The sequence below is a fragment of the Amycolatopsis sp. VS8301801F10 genome (assembly GCF_046195355.1).
Lineage (GTDB): Bacteria > Actinomycetota > Actinomycetes > Mycobacteriales > Pseudonocardiaceae > Amycolatopsis.
The window spans coordinates 5,312,524-5,330,442 of the sequence record NZ_CP176065.1; the positions used below are offsets into that span (position 1 = coordinate 5,312,524).

At 71.8% G+C, this 17,919-nt stretch carries 13 protein-coding genes; 10 read left to right on the plus strand and 3 right to left on the minus strand.

Annotation, left to right across the window (positions count from 1 at the left end; all coding sequences use genetic code 11):
- The first annotated feature begins 101 nt into the window (after positions 1-101).
- The 4 genes from F9C11_RS25120 to F9C11_RS25135 all read left to right on the plus strand — a co-directional run bounded on the left by F9C11_RS25120 (position 102) and on the right by F9C11_RS25135 (position 4,268).
- Positions 102-773: a GntR family transcriptional regulator gene (locus F9C11_RS25120; RefSeq protein ID WP_409179806.1), complete on the plus strand. Its 672-nt coding sequence runs from the start codon at positions 102-104 to the stop codon at positions 771-773.
- A gap of 63 nt (positions 774-836) precedes the next feature.
- Positions 837-2,249, plus strand: a complete 1,413-nt coding sequence (locus tag F9C11_RS25125; protein WP_409179807.1) for an aldehyde dehydrogenase family protein — start codon at positions 837-839, stop codon at positions 2,247-2,249.
- A 23-nt stretch (positions 2,250-2,272) separates the two neighbouring features.
- On the plus strand, positions 2,273-3,364 hold the full coding sequence (locus F9C11_RS25130) for a Zn-dependent alcohol dehydrogenase (protein WP_409179808.1): 1,092 nt from the start codon (positions 2,273-2,275) through the stop codon (positions 3,362-3,364).
- A 7-nt stretch (positions 3,365-3,371) separates the two neighbouring features.
- Complete coding sequence (locus tag F9C11_RS25135; RefSeq protein ID WP_409179809.1) at positions 3,372-4,268, plus strand: DUF4157 domain-containing protein; 897 nt, start codon at positions 3,372-3,374, stop codon at positions 4,266-4,268.
- 3 nt (positions 4,269-4,271) lie between these two features.
- On the opposite strand, the gene F9C11_RS25140 is transcribed toward F9C11_RS25135, so the two are convergent.
- Positions 4,272-6,587 carry a transketolase-like TK C-terminal-containing protein gene (locus F9C11_RS25140; protein ID WP_409179810.1) on the minus strand — a complete coding sequence of 772 codons (2,316 nt, stop codon included), beginning with the start codon at positions 6,585-6,587 and terminating at the stop codon, positions 4,272-4,274.
- A 133-nt stretch (positions 6,588-6,720) separates the two neighbouring features.
- Here F9C11_RS25140 and F9C11_RS25145 point away from each other — a divergent pair, with 133 nt between their 5' ends.
- Positions 6,721-7,203: an Lrp/AsnC family transcriptional regulator gene (locus tag F9C11_RS25145; protein ID WP_409179811.1), complete on the plus strand. Its 483-nt coding sequence runs from the start codon at positions 6,721-6,723 to the stop codon at positions 7,201-7,203.
- Here the strand turns inward: F9C11_RS25145 and F9C11_RS25150 are convergent, their stop codons facing one another.
- On the minus strand, positions 7,204-7,497 hold the full coding sequence (locus F9C11_RS25150) for a DUF3040 domain-containing protein (RefSeq protein WP_409179812.1): 294 nt from the start codon (positions 7,495-7,497) through the stop codon (positions 7,204-7,206). It lies immediately after the preceding gene.
- Between the two features lie 151 nt (positions 7,498-7,648).
- Between F9C11_RS25150 and F9C11_RS25155 the strand changes: the two genes are divergently transcribed.
- The 5 genes from F9C11_RS25155 (at position 7,649) to treZ (ending at position 16,865) form a co-directional block, all read left to right on the plus strand.
- Positions 7,649-8,503, plus strand: coding sequence for a TIGR03619 family F420-dependent LLM class oxidoreductase (locus tag F9C11_RS25155; protein WP_409179813.1), 855 nt, complete (start codon positions 7,649-7,651; stop codon positions 8,501-8,503).
- 264 nt (positions 8,504-8,767) lie between these two features.
- Positions 8,768-10,708: a 4-alpha-glucanotransferase gene (gene malQ / locus F9C11_RS25160; protein ID WP_409179814.1), complete on the plus strand. Its 1,941-nt coding sequence runs from the start codon at positions 8,768-8,770 to the stop codon at positions 10,706-10,708.
- 54 nt (positions 10,709-10,762) lie between these two features.
- The gene (gene glgX, locus F9C11_RS25165; RefSeq protein WP_409179815.1) at positions 10,763-12,889 is read left to right on the plus strand and encodes a glycogen debranching protein GlgX; all 2,127 of its coding nucleotides are present in this window, start codon (positions 10,763-10,765) and stop codon (positions 12,887-12,889) included.
- A complete protein-coding gene (treY, locus tag F9C11_RS25170; RefSeq protein ID WP_409179816.1) occupies positions 12,886-15,162 on the plus strand; it encodes a malto-oligosyltrehalose synthase in 2,277 nt (758 codons plus the stop codon). Before glgX ends, treY begins: the two co-directional genes overlap by 4 nt.
- The gene (gene treZ, locus F9C11_RS25175) at positions 15,159-16,865 is read left to right on the plus strand and encodes a malto-oligosyltrehalose trehalohydrolase (RefSeq protein ID WP_409186976.1); all 1,707 of its coding nucleotides are present in this window, start codon (positions 15,159-15,161) and stop codon (positions 16,863-16,865) included. The genes treY and treZ overlap by 4 nt, the downstream gene beginning before the upstream one ends.
- Here the strand turns inward: treZ and F9C11_RS25180 are convergent.
- Positions 16,855-17,832 (minus strand): helix-turn-helix transcriptional regulator, encoded by a 978-nt coding sequence (locus F9C11_RS25180; RefSeq protein WP_409179817.1) that lies wholly within the window; start codon positions 17,830-17,832, stop codon positions 16,855-16,857. The genes treZ and F9C11_RS25180 overlap by 11 nt on opposite strands.
- Positions 17,833-17,919: the final 87 nt, after the last annotated feature.

Consider the following 17,919-nt stretch of genomic DNA (forward strand, 5'->3'; position numbering starts at 1 on the left):
GACCCCCTCCGCAGGTTCTCCCCGGCACGAAAAGTGACCGGGGTCACATCGCGGCACAAGGGCTACGATGGCGGGAAATCCAACGCTGGCGGGGAGTTTTCGTGACAGTGGCCGGAGAAGCGCGCGAACGGCTGAGCCCGCGGGTCGCCAAGCAGGTGCGCGATCTGATCCTCACCGGCGCGGTCCGCGGCGGCGAACGGCTGCGGACGGAACACCTCGCCGAGCGGCTCGGCGTCAGCGCCACGCCGGTGCGCGAGGCGTTGATGGCGCTCGCGGGCGAGGGCATGGTCGATTTCCGTCCGGGGCGCGGATTCCGGGTGATCCCGGTGACGCGCCGGGACGTCGTCGACGTCTACGCGATGCAGGCCTACGTCTCCGGCGAGCTGGCCGCGCGCGCGGCGGAAGTCTTCGATCCGGCCGGGCTGGCGCGGCTGGACGACCTCCAGCGCGAGATCGAAAAAACGGTCCGCGACGGCGACCTCGACGCGACCGAGCGGGCCGATTTCGCGTTGCACCGCATGATCAATCACGCGGCCGCCGCGCCGAAGTTCACCTGGATGCTCTCCTTGACGCTCAGGTACGTGCCCTTTTCGGCATATGCCGATATCCCGGGCTGGCCGCTGCTGGCCCGCGACGACCACGATCGCGTGCTCGCCGCGTTGAACGAGCGCAGGCCGGAGGCGGCGCGGGAGGCGATGGCGGCGCACATCCGCGAGGCGGGGGATCTGCTGGTCGACTTCCTCGCGGCGCAGGGCGTGCTGGCGGAGCACTAGACAGCCCGCGCGTTTTCTATAGAATCCGGCCGAGGGGTGCGAACCCAGGTCGGAGGAGACTCGGTGGCTGAACGCGACGTGCTGTACCTCGGCGGCGAATGGGTCCGCTCGGACGGAAAATCCTCGATCCCGGTGGAAAACCCGGCGACCGAGCAGGTCCAGGCGCACATCCCGGAGGGCACCGCCGCCGACGTCGACCGGGCGGTCCGGGCGGCGCGCGAGGCGTTCCCGGCGTGGGCGCGGACCAGCCGGGCGGAACGGGCGGAGCTGCTGCGCGCACTCCTCGACGGGCTGGCGAAGCGGGCCGACGAGATCGGCGAGACGATCGCGAAGGACGTCGGCACGCCGGTGCGGATCGCGACCCGGATCCAGGCCGCGCTGCCGCAGACCGACGTGCGGACCTACGTCGATCTGCTCGGCCAGGAGGAGCCGGAGGAGAAGGTCGGCAACTCGCTGATCGTGCGCGAACCGGCGGGCGTGGTCGCGGCGATCACGCCGTGGAACTACCCGCTGCACCAGATCACCTGCAAGATCGCGCCCGCGCTGGCGGCGGGGTGCACGGTCGTGGTGAAGCCGAGCGAGGTCGCGCCGCTGAGCGCGTACCAGCTGTTCGACGCGATCCACGAGGCGGGTTTCCCGCCCGGAGTGGTCAATCTGGTCACCGGGTACGGTCCGGAGGTCGGCGAGGCGCTGGCGACGCATCCGGAGGTGGACGTCGTGTCGTTCACCGGATCGGTGCGCGCCGGAACGCGGGTCGCGGAGCTGGCGGCGCGCACGGTCAAGCGCGTCACGCTGGAGCTGGGCGGCAAGTCCGCCAACGTGATCCTCGACGACGCGGACCTCGCGACGGCGGTCAAGGTCGGCGTCTCCAACGCGTTCCTCAACGGCGGCCAGACCTGCACCGCGTGGACCCGCATGCTCGTCCCGCGCGAGAAGCACGACGAAGCGGCGGCGCTCGCGAAGACGTTCGCCGAAGGGTTCACGACGGGCGATCCGCTGGACCCCAAGACCAAGCTCGGCCCGCTGGTGAGCGCGGCACAGCGCGACCGCGTGCGCGGTTACATCGAAAAGGGCATCGCCGAGGGTGCGACTCTGGTGACGGGCGGCGTCGAAGCTCCTGAGGACACAGGCTACTTCGTCGCACCGACAGTTTTCGCGGACGTCGACCCGGATTCGACCATCGCGCAGGAAGAAATCTTCGGCCCGGTGCTGTCGATCATCCCGTTCGACGACGAGGAAGACGCCCTGCGGATCGCCAACAACTCCCGCTACGGCCTGCACGGCGCGGTGTGGTCGGCCGACCAGGAGCGGGCGCTGGCCTTCGCGCGCCAGGTCCGGACCGGGCAGATCGACGTGAACGGCGGGGCCTTCAACCCGCTGGCCCCGTTCGGCGGCTACAAGCAGTCCGGTCTCGGCCGCGAGATGGGCCGGGCCGCGCTCGACGAGTTCACCGAACTCAAATCCATCCAGCTCTAGCCCGGCCCGAAGGAGAAGACATCGTGGTCAAAGCCGTGGTCGTGCGCGAGCAGGGCGGGCGTCCGGAAGTGTGCGACATCGTGCTGCCGCCGGTCGGGCCGGGGGACGTGCGGGTGCGGATCGCGGCCGCCGGGGTGTGCCATTCCGATCTGTCCATGGTGGACGGAACGCTGCGCCCGCAGTACCCGTTCGTGCCGGGACACGAGGCGTCCGGCGTCGTGGCCGAGGTCGGCAGCGAGGTCGCGCACGTGCGGCCGGGGGACCGGGTGGTGCTCAACTGGGCCGCCGCGTGCCGGGAATGCTGGTTCTGCCGGGCCGGGGAACCCTGGCTGTGTTCCGCGATCGAAGGCGTCACCACGGTGCCGCGCGGGGAGTTGGACGGCGGGCCGCTCAACGTCTTGCTCGGCGTCGGCGGTTTCGCCGAGGAAACCGTGGTGCCGGGGCGCTCCGTGGTGCCGCTGCCCGGCGGCGTGCCGCTCGACCTGGCCGCGTTGATGGGCTGCGCGGTGCTCACCGGGGTCGGCGCGGTGCGCAATACCGCGAAGGTCCGAAAAGGACAGAGCGTGTTCGTGCTCGGCCTCGGCGGGATCGGCCTGTGCGTGGTGCTCGGCGCGAAACTCGCGGGCGCCGGGCAGATCGTCGCGGCCGACCTGTCGCCGGAGAAGGAAGCGCTCGCCCGTGCGGCCGGTGCGACGGATTTCCTGGTGAGCGACGACAAACTCGCCAAGAACGTGCGCGGGCTGACCGAGGGCCGCGGCGCGGACTACGCCTTCGAATGCGTCGGCGCGGCGACGACGATCCGCGCGGCGTGGAGTTCGGTGCGCCGCGGCGGGCACTGCACGGTGGTCGGCGTCGGGCGGAAGGACCACCAGGTCGTGCTGAGCCCGCTGGAGATCTTCCACTTCGCCCGCACGCTCACCAGCACCGTCTACGGGGCTTCCGACCCGGATCGCGACATCCCGGTTCTCGCCGACGAGGTCGTCTCCGGTGCGCTGGACCTGGAAACCCTGGTGACGCACCGGATTTCGCTCGGCGAGGTGGGCGAGGCGTTCGACCGGATGCGGCGCGGGGAGGGCGCCCGGTCGCTGGTCCGGATCGGCGGCGGAGGCCAGTGACGCCGCGGTGACGCGGGCGGACGAGAATCCGGCGATGATGTTCGCCCGCCAGAGCACAACGTCGCCGAAAGCCGCGCCGCCGGTCGTGCACGAGGTCCTGCGGGAGTCCGGCGAGCCGCTGGACCACGCGACGCTCACGGCCGTGAACGCCCAGTTCGGCGAGGATTTCAGCCAGGTCCGCGTGCATGCCGGGGCGCGGGCGGCGGAGTCTGCCGCGGCCGTGGGCGCGCGGGCCTACACGGTCGGCGCGCACGTGGTGTTCGGCTGTCGCCCGGACACCGAGCAGGGCCAGCGGGTGCTCGCCCACGAGCTCACCCACGTGGTGCAGCAAAGGGGAGCCGGCGCGATTCCCTCGTCCGGGCTGCCGATCGGGGACGCGCACGCTCCGGCGGAAGCCGAAGCCCGGCACCGCGCGGACGGCCGGACCGGGGGCGCGGCTGGAGCCGTCGACGGCCCGGTGCTTCAGCGCGACGACATGGACGACCCGCGCCTGGGCCGCTCCGGCGCCCGGGCGCTCGCCCAGTCGACGCCGCGCAAAACCTCGGCACCGGCCGAATCGGGCGGCCGGTGCCCGAAACCGGACGACATCACCGAGGCCGAGGACTGGATCATCGAGGCCGAGTCGGGGTGGCGGCCCACCGCGAAGAACCCGGCGTCGACCGCGTTCGGCCTGGGCCAGCTGCTGCGAGCGGCGCGCGTGAAATACCTCAAGGACAAAGCAGATTCGACCGACTGCGACGACCAGATCCGCGCGTTCCGCGCCTATGTCAGGGACGTCTACGGCACCGCTGAGATCGCTCGGCAGTTCTGGGAGGCGACCAAGGCGGGCGACGCCACGAAGGCGCCGAAAGGGTTCGAGGGCAAGGCGAAGCAGTGGATCAAGCACGGGTGGGTGGGGTACTGACGGTCAGTCCGCCACGTCCAGCGCGGCCTGGATGATGCTGTCCGTGTCGATGCCGTGGTGCCGGTACACGCTCTCCAGATCGCCCGATTGCCCGAACCGCGTCACGCCCAGGTGCGCCGCCCGCACGCGGTGGACGTTCGCCAGGAACGCCAGCGTGTGCGGGTGCCCGTCGAGGACCGTCACCATCGGCGCGGACCGTTCGGACGGCAGCGCCGACTCCAGGATCCACGTGTCGGCCGTGTCCTGGCCCGCCCGGGCCTGCACGGCGCGGAACAGCAGACCCGGGCTCGTCACGCACACGACGTCGGCGTGCTTGCCCAGCGCGTCCAGCCGGGCGGCGGCTTCCAGCGCCTCGGTGACCATCGCGCCCATCGTCACCAGCGTGACGTCCGGGCGCGCCACCGCGGCGGTGCGGATCGGGTACGCGCCCGCCACGACCTGGCGGCGCCGCCGTTCCCGCGCGGCCGGGTCGGCCGGCACCGCGGCCAGGTTCTGGTCCACCGGACGGGTCGAGAGCCGGAGGTACGCCGAGGTGCCGTCCGGTCGCCCGAGCCGCGCCAGAGACGCCAGCAGGGTCCACTCGACGTCCAAAGCGAAGGCGGGTTCGTACGTCACGCAACCCGGCTGTTCCAGCCCGACCGACGGAGTGGTCACCGACTGGTGCGCACCGCCCTCGGGCGCGAGCGTGACGCCGGACGGCGTACCGACCAAAATGGACTGTCCGCCGCCGTAGATGCCGAACGACCACGGTTCCAGCGCGCGCTCCACGAACGGGTCGTAAAGCACCCCGATGGGCAGCAGCGGACGGCCCCAGCGCGACCACGTCGTGCCCAGTTCGCCGAGCGCGCTCACCAGGTTCACCTCGGCGATGCCCAGCTCCAGATGCTGTCCGCTGGGCCGCTCGCGCCAGTGCAGGATCGTCTCCGGGTCGTCGGCGAACCAGTCGACGCGTTCCTGCGGCGACCACACGCCGACCTTGTTGACCCAGCCGCCGAGGTTGGTGCTGGACGAGACGTCCGGGCACAGCGTCACCACGAGTTCCGCGGCTTCGGGCGCCTCGCGGGTCAGGTCGAGCAGTGCCCGGCCGAGCGCGGCCTGCGTCGTCGTGCGGCCGGACGGCGTGCGGCCGATGTCGGACGGCAGCGCCGGCACCGGCCGCAGCTCAACGGGTTCCCGTTGCAGGCGGGCGGCGGTCGCGGCGCACAGCCGGGCGGCCGCGGAGCCTTCGGGGAACTTCCGCCACGGGTCGTCCGGCGAGATCCCGACGCGTTCGGCCAGCGCGCCCAGCTGCTCGGCGGTCAGCAGCGACGAGTGGTTCTGCGGATGTCCTTCGCTGGCGAGCCCGAATCCCTTGACGGTGTAGGCGAAAACGACGGTCGGCCGGTGGTCTTCGATGGCGTCGAACGCGTCCAGCAGCGCGGAGAGGTCGTGGCCGCCGAGGTTGCGGATCGCGGCGTGCAGCGTTTCGTCGTCCAGCGTGTCCAGCAGCGGAGCCAGTTCCGGCGTCGTCAGGCGTTCGCGCAGCTGGGCCGGGGTGCACCGGAGCAGCCGCTGGTACTCCGGGTTCGGCATCTCGTCGATGCGCCGGCGCAAGGCCGAACCGCCCGGCCGCTCGAACAGTTCCTGCAGCAGCCGCCCGTACTTGACGGTCAGCACCTGCCAGCCGGCCGCCTCGAACATGCCCTGCAGCCGGGTCGCGCCGATGTTCGGCACCACGCGGTCGAGCGACTGCCGGTTCAGGTCGACGATCCAGACGACCTCGCCGAGTTCGGCGACGTGCGGGTCGAGGATCGCTTCCCAGCACGCTCCCTCGTCCAGTTCCGCGTCGCCGACCAGCGAGTACTGCCGTCCGGCGCCCGCGCCGCCGCCGTGCGATTCGACGTAGCGCCGCGCCAGCGCGCCCCAGATCGGGGCGGTCGCGCCGATGCCGACCGAACCGGTGGAGTAGTCGACCTGGTCCGGGTCCTTCGACCGCGACGGGTAGCTCTGCAGCCCGCCGAACTCGCGCAGCGTCGTCAGGTACTTCTCGTCCAGGCCGCCGAGCAGGTAGTTGATCGCGTGCAGCACGGGGGAGGCGTGCGGCTTCACCGAAACCCGGTCCTGCGCGCGCAGCCGGGCGAACCACAGCGCGGTCATGATCGACACCATCGACGCGCTGGACGCCTGGTGCCCGCCGACCTTGAGCCCGGTCGGATTCGGCCGCACCCGGTTCGCGTGGTCGATGATCGCGGCCGACAGCCACAGCACCCGGTCCTGCACCTCGCGCAGGACGGTCACCGTGTCGTTGTCCGGAAGGCGTTCGGGGGCGGCGCTGCTCACGACGGATCGGACCTTTCTTGGGCGGAAAGTTCGGGCCAGTCCAGCAGAGCTGGGTAGGGTGCACAACAAGCGCGCTCGACATTGCGCAGAACGCCCAAGCCAGCACCGCCCGGTGCGGAAAGGATTGCGCAGCATGCCCAGCACTCAGCGGCTCGACGCCACCGACGCCCGGATCCTGCTCGCGCTCGGCCGCACCCCGCGGGCCACCGCGGTCGCGCTCGCCGACGAACTGGGCCTGTCCCGCAACACCGTGCAGACCCGGCTGGCCCGGCTCGAACAGGGCGACGCGCTGCGCTCGGCCGAGCACCGGATCGACCCGGCCGCGCTCGGCTACCCGCTCACCGCGTTCGTGACGGTGCAGGCCCGGCAGCGGCTGCTGGACGAGGTCGGCCGCGCCCTCGCCGCGGTGCCCGAGGTGCTGCAGGTGCGCGGACTGACCGGCGCGCAGGACCTGCTGGTGCACGTGGTGGCGACGGACGCGGACGACCTGTACCGGATCGCCGGGGAAATCCTGGAGATCCCCGGCGTCGAGCGCACCAACAACGCGCTCGTCATGCGCGAGATGGTGCCCTACCGGATCACCCCGCTGCTCGAGCGCGCCGCCGGGCGCGGGTGATCAGCTCCGGTCGTCGTCGGCCACGGGTTCGCGGCGCTGCAGCATCGTCCGGTGCGCCCAGACCAGCAGCGGCGCGGCGAGCAGTCCCCACAGGAACCACCCGGTCTCGCCCGCCATCAGGCCGAAGACCAGCATCAGCAGCACGGTGGCCTCGGCGAGCACGAGGATCTGCCGCCACCGCCGGGTCCGCACGGGCGGCACGCCTTGGCTCAGCGTCGCGGCGAACACGGGGTCGCTCGCGGCGAGTTCCTCTTCGATCTTCCGCAGGGCGCTGCGGTCGCGATGGGGCAGCATGATCCCCTCCTCGGGCAGGACGGGCCGGTGATCGCTCAAGTACCAGTGGAGTACCCGCCCCGGGGCCCCGTCAAGCCCGGGTTTTCGCCGGAACGATCCGCGGGCCGGGCGGCCGTTGCCAACTGAAACACGTTCTAATAACGTGCCGGGGGTGAGATACGGGATCGTGCTGTTCACCAGCGACCGGGGGATTTCCCCGGCGGCGGCCGCGCAAGCCGCGGAAGAGGCCGGGTTCGCGACGTTCTACGTGCCCGAGCACACCCACATCCCGGTCCGCCGGGACGCTCCGCATCCCCGCACCGGCGGCTCCTCGCTTCCGGACGACCGCTATCTGCGCACGCTCGACCCGTGGGTCGCGCTCGCCAGCGCGGTGCCGGTGACCTCGACGATCCGGCTGGCGACCGCGGTGGCGCTGCCGGTGGAGAGCGATCCGATCACGCTGGCCAAGACCGTCGCGACGCTGGACCACCTGTCCGGCGGCCGGGTGACGCTCGGCGTCGGGTTCGGCTGGAACACCGACGAACTCGCCGACCACGGCGTGCCGGGGAAGCGGCGGCGCACCGCGCTGCGCGAGCACCTCGAGGCGATGCGCGCGCTGTGGATCGAGGAAGAGGCGAGCTACGCGGGCGAGTTCGTGGAGTTCGGGCCGAGCTGGGCGTGGCCGAAACCGGTGCAGCCCAAGGTGCCGGTGGTCGTCGGCGCGGGCGGCACGGAGCGCACGTTCCGCTGGATCGCGCGGCACAGCGACGGCTGGCTCACCACGCCCGCCGAGGGCGACATCGCCGGGAAAGCCGCGCAGTTGCGCGAAATCTGGCGCGCGGAGGGCCGCGAGGGCGAACCGGAGGTGATCGCGCTCGGCCCGCGCCCGGATCCGGACGGGCTGGCCGCACTCGAGGAAGCCGGCGTGACCGAGGTCGTGTTCGGCCTGCCGGACCGGCCGGCGGGCGAGGTCGAGGCGTGGCTGGACCGGCTCGCCGGGAAACTCGGGCAGCCGGCCGGGGCCTGACCGCGTCCACTGTGGACCGCTCTACCTCCATTGGTATGGACCTGCGCGCTGAAAAAGCGAAGAGCACCTGAACGGGTGAACTCGGCGGCCGCGCGTCATTCCGGGGAGCGCCTTCCCTCTCGTTTCGTGTGGCGGTGACCGGCCGGCACGCCCCCCGACCGGCCGGCCACCGCTTCGCCCGTCCGCCGCGGCGAGGCGAATGGCGCCGAGCGGCGGGGCCCGGGACACTGGTCCGGTGCGCATCCCCCTTCCCCGGACCGAAACGTGACTCCCGAACTGGCCGAACTGGCCGCCGCCCACGGAGTCGGCACCCGCTACGAAAACGCCGACCACGTCGAAGTACAGGTCGATTCCGACGTGGTCGTCGCCGTATTGGCGCAGCTGGACGTGGATGCCAGCACTCCACAAGCGATTCAGCGAGAATTGGCCGCGGTGCGAGAAACCCGCGCCTCTCAAGCGCTGCCGCCGACGGTCGTGGTGCGCGCCGGGCAGGACCGCGACCTCGGCCAGGCCGCCGTTGTCGAACTCGAAGACGGCACGACGCGTGACGTCGGCGCCACCCTTCCGGCGGACCTTCCGCTCGGCTGGCACCGGATCGTGACCGCGGAGCAACGGGTTTCGCTGGCCGTCGTCCCGGCGAAGCTGCCCGAGGCGCCGTCCGCCTGGGGCTGGATGCTGCAGCTTTACGCGCTGCATTCCGACCAGTCGTGGGGGATGGGCGATTTCGGCGATCTCGCCGACATGGCCTCCCGGTCGGCCGCGGAACTGGGCGCGGGCGTGCTGCTCGTCAACCCGGTGCAGGCGATCAGTCCGGCGCATCCGGTCGAACGGTCGCCGTATTCGCCGTCCAGCCGCCGGTTCGCCAACCCGCTGTACCTGCGGGTAACCGACACCGAGGCGTTCGCCCGCGCCGACGAGGACACTCAGCGGCGGGTCCGGGCGCTCGCGCCGGATCCGATCGGCGAGCTGATCGACTACGACGCCGTGTGGACCGCCAAACGCGCCGCGCTGGAACTGCTGCGCCCGCACCATCCGCATCCGGTCGCACTGGACGACGACCTCCGCGATTTCGCCGCGTTCGGCGCGCTCGCCGAGGTGCACGGCAACGACTGGCGCGAGTGGCCCGAGCCGCTGCGCGATCCCGGCAGCGCCGAGGTCGCCGCCGCGCGCGAGGAGCTGGCCGAGCGGATCGAGTTCCACGGCTGGCTTCAGCAGCTCTGTCACGAGCAGCTGGACAACGTCCGCCGCGCCGCGCGGAAAGCGGGCATGCCGGTCGGCGTCGTGCACGACTTGCCGGTCGGGGTGCATCCCGGCGGCGCGGACGCCTGGGCGCTGCGGGACGTCTTCGCCGCGCAGGTCCGCGTCGGCGCGCCGCCGGACGCGTTCAACCAGCAGGGGCAGGACTGGAATCTGCCGCCGTGGCGGCCGGACCGGCTCGCCGAAGCCGGGTACGCGCCGTTCCGCGACGTCGTGCGCGGCGTGCTGCGGCACGCCGACGGCATCCGGGTGGACCACGTCGCCGGGATGTGGCGGCTTTGGTGGATTCCGCCGGGCGAACCGGCTGGTCGCGGCACGTACGTGCACTACGACGCCGAAGCGATGCTCGGCGTGCTGGCGCTGGAAGCGCACCGGGCGGGCGCGGTCGTGGTGGGGGAGGACCTCGGCACGGTCGAGGACACCGTCACCGAAACCATGCACGAACGCGGCCTGCTCAGCTCCGCGGTGCTGTGGTTCCAGCGCGACTGGGACGCGCCCGGCAAGCCGTTCGTCCGGCCGGACCGCTGGGATCCGGACGCGATGGCCAGCATTTCGACGCACGACCTGCCGACCGTGTCCGGCTGGCTGGAGGCCGAGCACGTGCGGGTCCGCGCCGAGCTCGGCCAGCTCGACCGGCCTGCGGAGCAGGAGTACGCCGAGGCGGCGGCCGAACGCCGGGCGCTGCTCGAACTGGTTGCCAGCGAAGGAATTCCGGACGACGACTTGGTGGTCGCCCTGCACACCCTGCTCGCGTCGGCGGCGTCGCGGCTGGTGCTCACCGCGCCGGCGGACGTCGTCGGGCAGCGGTGCCAGCCGAATCTGCCGGGCACCGTGGATGAGTACCCTAACTGGCGCATCCCCCTTCCCGTCACCGTCGACGGGTTCTTCGCCGACCCGCGGGTGCGGGCGGCCGTCGCCCCGCTCGCCGCGGCCCGCCCGCTGCGCTGAAAGACTCGAAAAGCCCGTCCGGACAACGAAAACCGATGCCCAAGGAGAAGCCCTGTGCGGCCCTGGCCCGGAAAGCCCTACCCGCTCGGCGCCACCTATGACGGCGTGGGGACGAACTTCGCGCTGTTCTCCGAGGTCGCCGACCACGTCGACCTCTGCCTGTTCGACGAGAAGGGCAACGAAACCCGCGCGCGGCTGGAAGAAGTCGACGGCTTCGTCCACCACGGCTACCTGCTCGGCGTCGGCCCCGGCCAGCGCTACGGCTTCCGCGTGCACGGGCCGTACGACCCGAGCCGCGGCCAGCGCTGCAACCCGAGCAAGCTGCTGATCGACCCGTACGCCAAGGCGCTGTCCCGCGGCGTCGACTGGTCCGAGGCGCTGTTCAGCTACCGCTTCGACGACCCGGACCAGCTCAACGAGGACGATTCGGCGGGGCACGTGCCGTATTCGCTCGTGGTGAGCCCGTTCTTCGACTGGGCCAACGACCGCGCGCCGCGGGTGCCCTACCACGAGACCGTCATTTACGAGACGCACGTGCGCGGCATGACGATGACGCACCCGTTCGTCCCCGAGCGGTTGCGCGGCACGTACGCCGGGCTGGCGCACCCGGCGATCGTCGAGCACCTGCAGAAGCTCGGCGTGACCACGGTGGAGCTGATGCCGGTGCACCAGTTCGTCACCGACCACGCGCTCGACGAGAAGGGCCTGCGCAACTACTGGGGCTACAACACGATCGGGTACTTCGCGCCGCACGACGGCTACGCCGCGATGCAGGGCCAGGGCGGGCAGGTGCAGGAGTTCAAGGGCATGGTCCGCGCCCTGCACGAGGCCGGCATCGAGGTGATCCTCGACGTGGTCTACAACCACACCGCGGAGGGCAACCACCTCGGCCCGACGCTGTCCATGCGCGGCATCGACAACGAGGCGTACTACCGCCTGGTCGAGGACGATCCGCAGTACTACATGGACTACACCGGCACCGGGAACTCGCTCAACGTGCGCAGCCCGCACACGCTGCAGCTGATCATGGATTCGCTGCGGTACTGGGTGACCGAGATGCACGTGGACGGCTTCCGGTTCGACCTCGCCTCGGCGCTGGCCCGCGAGTTCTACGACGTCGACCGGCTGTCGACGTTCTTCGACCTCGTGCAGCAGGACCCGATCGTGAGCCAGGTGAAGCTGATCGCCGAGCCGTGGGACGTCGGGCCGGGCGGGTACCAGGTCGGCAACTTCCCGCCGCTGTGGACCGAGTGGAACGGGCAGTACCGCGACACCGTGCGGGACTTCTGGCGCGGCGAACCGTCCACTCTGGGCGAGTTCGCGTCGCGGATCACCGGGTCGTCGGACCTGTACCAGGACGACGGCCGCCGCCCGTTCGCGTCGATCAACTTCGTGACCGCGCACGACGGCTTCACACTCACCGATCTGGTGTCCTACAACGAAAAACACAACGAGGCCAACGGCGAGGACAACCGCGACGGCGCGGACGACAACCGGTCGTGGAACTGCGGCGTCGAGGGCCCGACCGACGACAAAGAGGTGCTCGCGCTGCGGGCGAAGCAGCGGCGGAACCTGCTCGCCACGCTGCTGCTGTCCCAGGGCGTGCCGATGCTGCTGCACGGCGACGAACTCGGCCGCACCCAGCAGGGCAACAACAACGCCTACTGCCAGGACACCGAACTGTCCTGGATGGACTGGGAACTCGCCACGGAGAATTCCGACCTGGTCGAGTTCACCGCCGCGCTGACCGCGTTCCGCAAGGCGCATCCGGTGTTCCGCCGCCGCCGGTTCTTCCAGGGCAAACCGGTGCGCAAGGGCGAGGAGCTGGGCGACATCGCCTGGTTCACCCCGTCCGGCGAGGAGATGACCGAGCAGAACTGGGACGACGCGTTCGGCAAGTCGGTGGTGATTTTCCTGAACGGGGAAGGGATTCCGGACCTCGACCCGCGCGGGATGCCGGTGGAGGACGATTCGTTCCTGCTCGCGTTCAACGCGCACTGGGAGGACATCGAGACGACCCTGCCGGGCAACGGCTACGGCCGCGAATGGACAGTCGTGGTCGACACCGACACCGGCACGGTGGGGGACACGGACGTCGAACCGGTCGAAGGCGGCGGCAAGTTCACCCTCGCCGCGCGTTCGCTCGTGGTTCTCCAGCGCACCGCCAAGGAGGGCGAATGAGCACCCCGTCCTCGACCTATCGGGTCCAGCTGCGGCCGGAGTTCGGCTTCGCGGACGCGGCCGCGATCGTGGAGTACCTGCGCGAGCTGGGCGTCGGCGCGTTGTACGGCTCGCCGATGCTCGACGCGACCCCGGGCTCCACGCACGGTTACGACGTCACCGACCCGAGGCACGCCCGGGGCGAACTGGGCGGCGAAGAAGCGCGAAAAGCGTTGGCGGCGCGGCTGAAGGACGCCGGGCTCGGGTTCGTGGTGGACATCGTGCCGAACCACATGTCCGTCGAGGTCCCGAAGGCGAACCCGTGGTGGTGGGACGTTCTCCGGAACGGCCAGGACTCGCCGTACGCGCCGTTCTTCGACATCGACTGGAGCCGCGGACGGCTGCTGCTGCCGGTCCTCGGCGACGACGATGACGAGCTGGCTGTCGAGGGGGACGAACTCGTCTACTACGACCACCGGTTCCCGATCGCGCCCGGCACCGGCGAGGGCACGCCGGCCGAGGTGCACGCGCGCCAGCACTACGAGCTGGCCGGCTGGCGGCGCGGCAACCGGGAGCTGAACTACCGGCGGTTCTTCGACATCGCGAACCTGGCCGCGGTCGCCGTGGAGCGGCCGGAGGTGTTCGCCGAAACGCACGGCGAGGTGCTGCGCTGGGTGTCCGACGGCGACGTCACCGGCCTGCGCGTGGACCATCCGGACGGGCTCGCCGACCCCGGCGGCTACTTCCGGCGGCTCCGCGAGGGCGCGCCCGGGGCGTGGCTGGTGGCGGAGAAGATCCTGCACCCGGGAGAGGCGCTGCCGCAGAGCTGGCCGGTCGACGGGACCACCGGCTACGACGCGCTGCGCGAGATCACTGGCGTGTTCGTGGACCCGGCGGCCGCGCCGGCGTTCACCCGGCTCGCCGCCGAACAGGGCGTGCGCACCGACTACCACGCGGTCGAGGAAGGCGCGCGGCGTTTGGTGACCGACGGCATCCTGGTCGCCGAGGTGCACCGGATCGCCGCGCTGCTGCAAGGCGTCGACGCCGACGCGGCTCGCGCGGCGGTGGCCGAGGTGATGATCGCGTTCCCGGTCTACCGCTCGTACCTCCCCGAGGGTTCCGAGCACTGGGCGACCGCCGTCGCCCGGGCGCGCGAGCGGCGGCCGGAACTGGCTCCGGCGCTCGACGCGCTGGACAGCCAGGTGCGCGGCGCGCCGGACGGCGAGCTGGCCACGCGGATCCAGCAGACGTCCGGGATGGTCGTCGCGAAGGGCACCGAGGACACGACGTTCTACCGGTTCACCCGGTTCGCCGCGCTGAACGAGGTCGGCGGCAACCCGGACCGGTTCGGGCTGAGCCCGGCGGAATTCCACACGCTGGCGGCGGGCCGGGCGGCCGCGGCTCCGGCCACGATGACCACGCTGACCACCCACGACACGAAGCGGTCCGAGGACACTCGGGCGCGGATGGCCGCGCTGTCGGAGGTCGCGGACGAGTTCGCCGTCGCGTTCCGCCGCTGGACGGCCGCGCGCGGGATCGACGAACCCGCGCTGAATCTCCTGGCGTGGCAGACGCTCGTGGGCGCGTGGCCGATCTCGCCGGAGCGCCTGCGCGACTACCTCGACAAGGCCGCGAAGGAAGCGAAACTCCGCACCACGTGGACAGACCACGACGAGGAGTTCGAGCGCGCCGTCGCCGCGTGGCCGTCCGAAGTGCTGGGCGACGCGGAGCTGGCGGCCGATGTCGAGGCGTTCGTCAATCGGGTGCGCGGCGCGGGCTGGGCGAATTCGCTGGGGCAGAAGCTGCTGCAGCTGGCCGGGCCCGGCGTGCCGGACGTCTACCAGGGCACCGAGCTGTGGGACTACTCGCTGGTCGACCCGGACAACCGCCGCGAGGTCGACTACGCCCTCCGGCGCTCGCTGCTCGAACGCGTCCAGGCGGGGGAGCGCCCCGCGATCGACGAGACGGGCGCGGCGAAACTCCTCGTGGTGCACCACGCGCTGACCCTGCGCCGAGACCGTCCGGAACTCTTCACCGGATACCGGCCGCTGCAGGCGGAAGGCGTTGCGGCGGACCATCTTCTGGCCTTCGAACGCGGCACCGGCCTGACCGTGGCGGTGACGCGGCTGCCGCTGGGGCTGGAGCGGGCGGGCGGCTGGCGCGACACCGTTCTGCCGCTGCGCGCCGGGGAGTGGACCGACGTGCTGACCGGCCGCGGAGTGGGCGACACCCCGCCGGCGTCCGCGTTGTTCGACCAGTACCCGGTCGCGCTGCTGGTGCGGGAGGACTCCTGATGTTCCGCGTATGGGCTCCTTCGGCGGAGCGGGTCCGCGTCCGCGTGGACGGCGCCGACCACGAGATGACCGCCGCCGAGGGCGGGTGGTGGCAGGCCGACGTCACCGGCGCCGACTACGCCTTCCTGCTCGGCGACGACGAGCGCCCGCTGCCGGACCCGCGCTCGCTGCGCCAGCCGAACGGCGTGCACGAAGCGTCCCGGGTCTACGACCATTCCGCCTTCGCGTGGACCGACCAGTCGTGGACCGGACGGCAGCTGGCCGGCGGCGTGGTCTACGAACTGCACGTCGGCACCTTCACCGAGGAAGGCACGTTCGACGCGGTCGTCGACCGGCTCGGGCACCTCGTCGACCTCGGCGTCACGCACGTCGAACTGCTGCCGGTGAACTCCTTCGACGGCACCGCGGGCTGGGGCTACGACGGCGTCCTGTGGGGCGCGGCGCACGAACCGTACGGCGGTCCCGACGGGCTGAAACGCCTGGTCGACGCGTGTCACGCGCGCGGGCTCGCGGTCGTGCTGGACGTCGTCTACAACCACCTCGGCCCGTCCGGCGCCTACCTCGACCGGTTCGGCCCGTACTTCGCCGGCCGGACCGACTGGGGCGCCGGGCTGAACCTCGACGGCGAGGGTTCCGACGAGGTCCGCCGCTACGTCATCGACAACGCGCTGGGCTGGCTGCGCGACTTCCACTTCGACGGCCTGCGCCTGGACGCCGTGCACGCGCTGGTCGACAAGCGCGCCGTGCACCTGCTGGAGGAACTCTCCGCCGAGGTCGACGCGCTGTCGGCGGCCCTGAACCGCCCGCTGACGCTGATCGCCGAGTCCGACCAGAACGACCCGAAGCTCGTCACCGCCCGGGACGGCGGCGGCTACGGCCTGCACGCGCAGTGGTCCGACGACCTGCACCACGCGCTGCACGTCCGGCTCACCGGCGAAACCACCGGCTACTACACCGATTTCGCCGCACCCGGCGCGCTGGCCAAGACCCTGCGGGAGGCGTTCTTCCACGCCGGGACCTGGTCGTCGTTCCGCTCGCGGGTGCACGGCCGCCCGCTGGACCGGCGGGCGGCTCCGGGCCACCGGTTCCTGGCCTACCTGCAGGACCACGACCAGATCGGCAACCGCGCGACCGGCGACCGGCTGTCCGCGACCGTCTCGCCCGGCCTGCTGGCCTGCGGCGCGGCGGTGGTGTTCTGCTCTCCGTTCACGCCGATGCTGTTCATGGGCGAGGAGTGGGCCGCGAAGACGCCGTGGCAGTTCTTCGCGTCGTTCCCGGACCCGGAACTCGCCGAAGCGGTCCGCACCGGCCGCCGCCGCGAGTTCGCCCGGCACGGCTGGGGAGAATCGGACGTCCCGGACCCGATGGACCCGGCGACCGTCGCCCGCTCGCGGCTGGACTGGAGCGAACCGGGCGAATCGGGGCACCGGGAGATGCTGGACCTCTACCGGACGCTGATCCGCCTCCGCCGCTCCCGCCCGGAACTGACCGACCCGCGGCTGGACCGGGTCGCGGTGGAAACCGCGCCGGACGACGCGTGGCTGGTGCTGCACCGGGGCACGCTGCGGCTGGCGTGCAACTTCGGGCCGGAGCCGGTCGAGCTTCCGGTGACGGGGGAGGTGCTGGCTTCGTGGGGCGGCCCCGAGGTGGGCGCCGTGACGGTGTTGCCCGCGGAGTCGTTCGTCTTGCTCGCTACCCGCTGACCTCGGCATACCGGCGGAGCATCGACGTCAACGCCTCGGCCAGCCGGTCCCGAAGCTCTTGCGGCGCAACCACTTCCGCCAGCGGACCGAGCCGCAAGAGATCGTGCACGGCCTGCTCGGGCTGCTCGATCGGCACGACCACTCGGGTCCAGCCGTCCGCCTCGACCACCCCGCTCGCAGCCGCGCGAGCAATCGCTGGTTCAGCGAGCTGAGGCAAAAGTCGAACCCCCTCCGGCGACAGCCGCAGCACCGCCTCGCCCCGGTGCCGCCGGGCGTCGAAATCCTCCAGGTAATCCGACCAGTACCGGCCCAGCTCGAACGACTCGGCCCGCTCGAAGGGCTCGTCCAGCAGCACCGCCTCGACGATCCGCGCCACCCGGTAAGTCCGGAACTCCCCGGAGCGCCGGGCGACCAGATACCACTGCCCGGCCTTCAGCACCACCCCGTGCGGCTCGACGGTCCGGCTCGCTTCGTGGGGCGCGGCCCACCGCTGATACCGGATCCGGACCCGCCGCTGCTGCCACACCGCGTCCGAGACCGTCGGCAGCTGCGGTGTGGCCTCCGGGCCGTGGTACCAGGACGCCGCGTCCAGATGGAACCGCTCGCGCACCCGGTCCGCGTGGGTGCGCAGTTCGGCGGGCAGCGCGGCCAGCAGCTTGCGCGCGGTGTTCGCCGCGACCGGACCGAGACCGAGGCCGGAAGCCGCGGCGGGCAGGCCGGCGAGGAAGAGCGCCTCGGCCTCTTGCCTGGTCAGGCCGGTCAGCTGGGTGCGGTACCCGTCGACCAGCCGGTATCCGCCGTCGTGCCCGGATTCGCCGTACACCGGGATCCCGGCGGCGCTCAACGCCTCGATGTCGCGGTAGACGGTGCGCGGCGAGACCTCCAGCTCGGCCGCCAGCTCGTCGGCGGTCCGCGGCTGGCGGGCCTGCAGCAGCATTAGGAGGGAAACGAGCCGGCTCGCGCGCATGGGGCCCAGCATGCCCGGCCGCACCGACAAAAACCGGCAAAACCTGCCGGGAACCGGCACGCCCGGCCGCGACCCCTACCGGCGCGG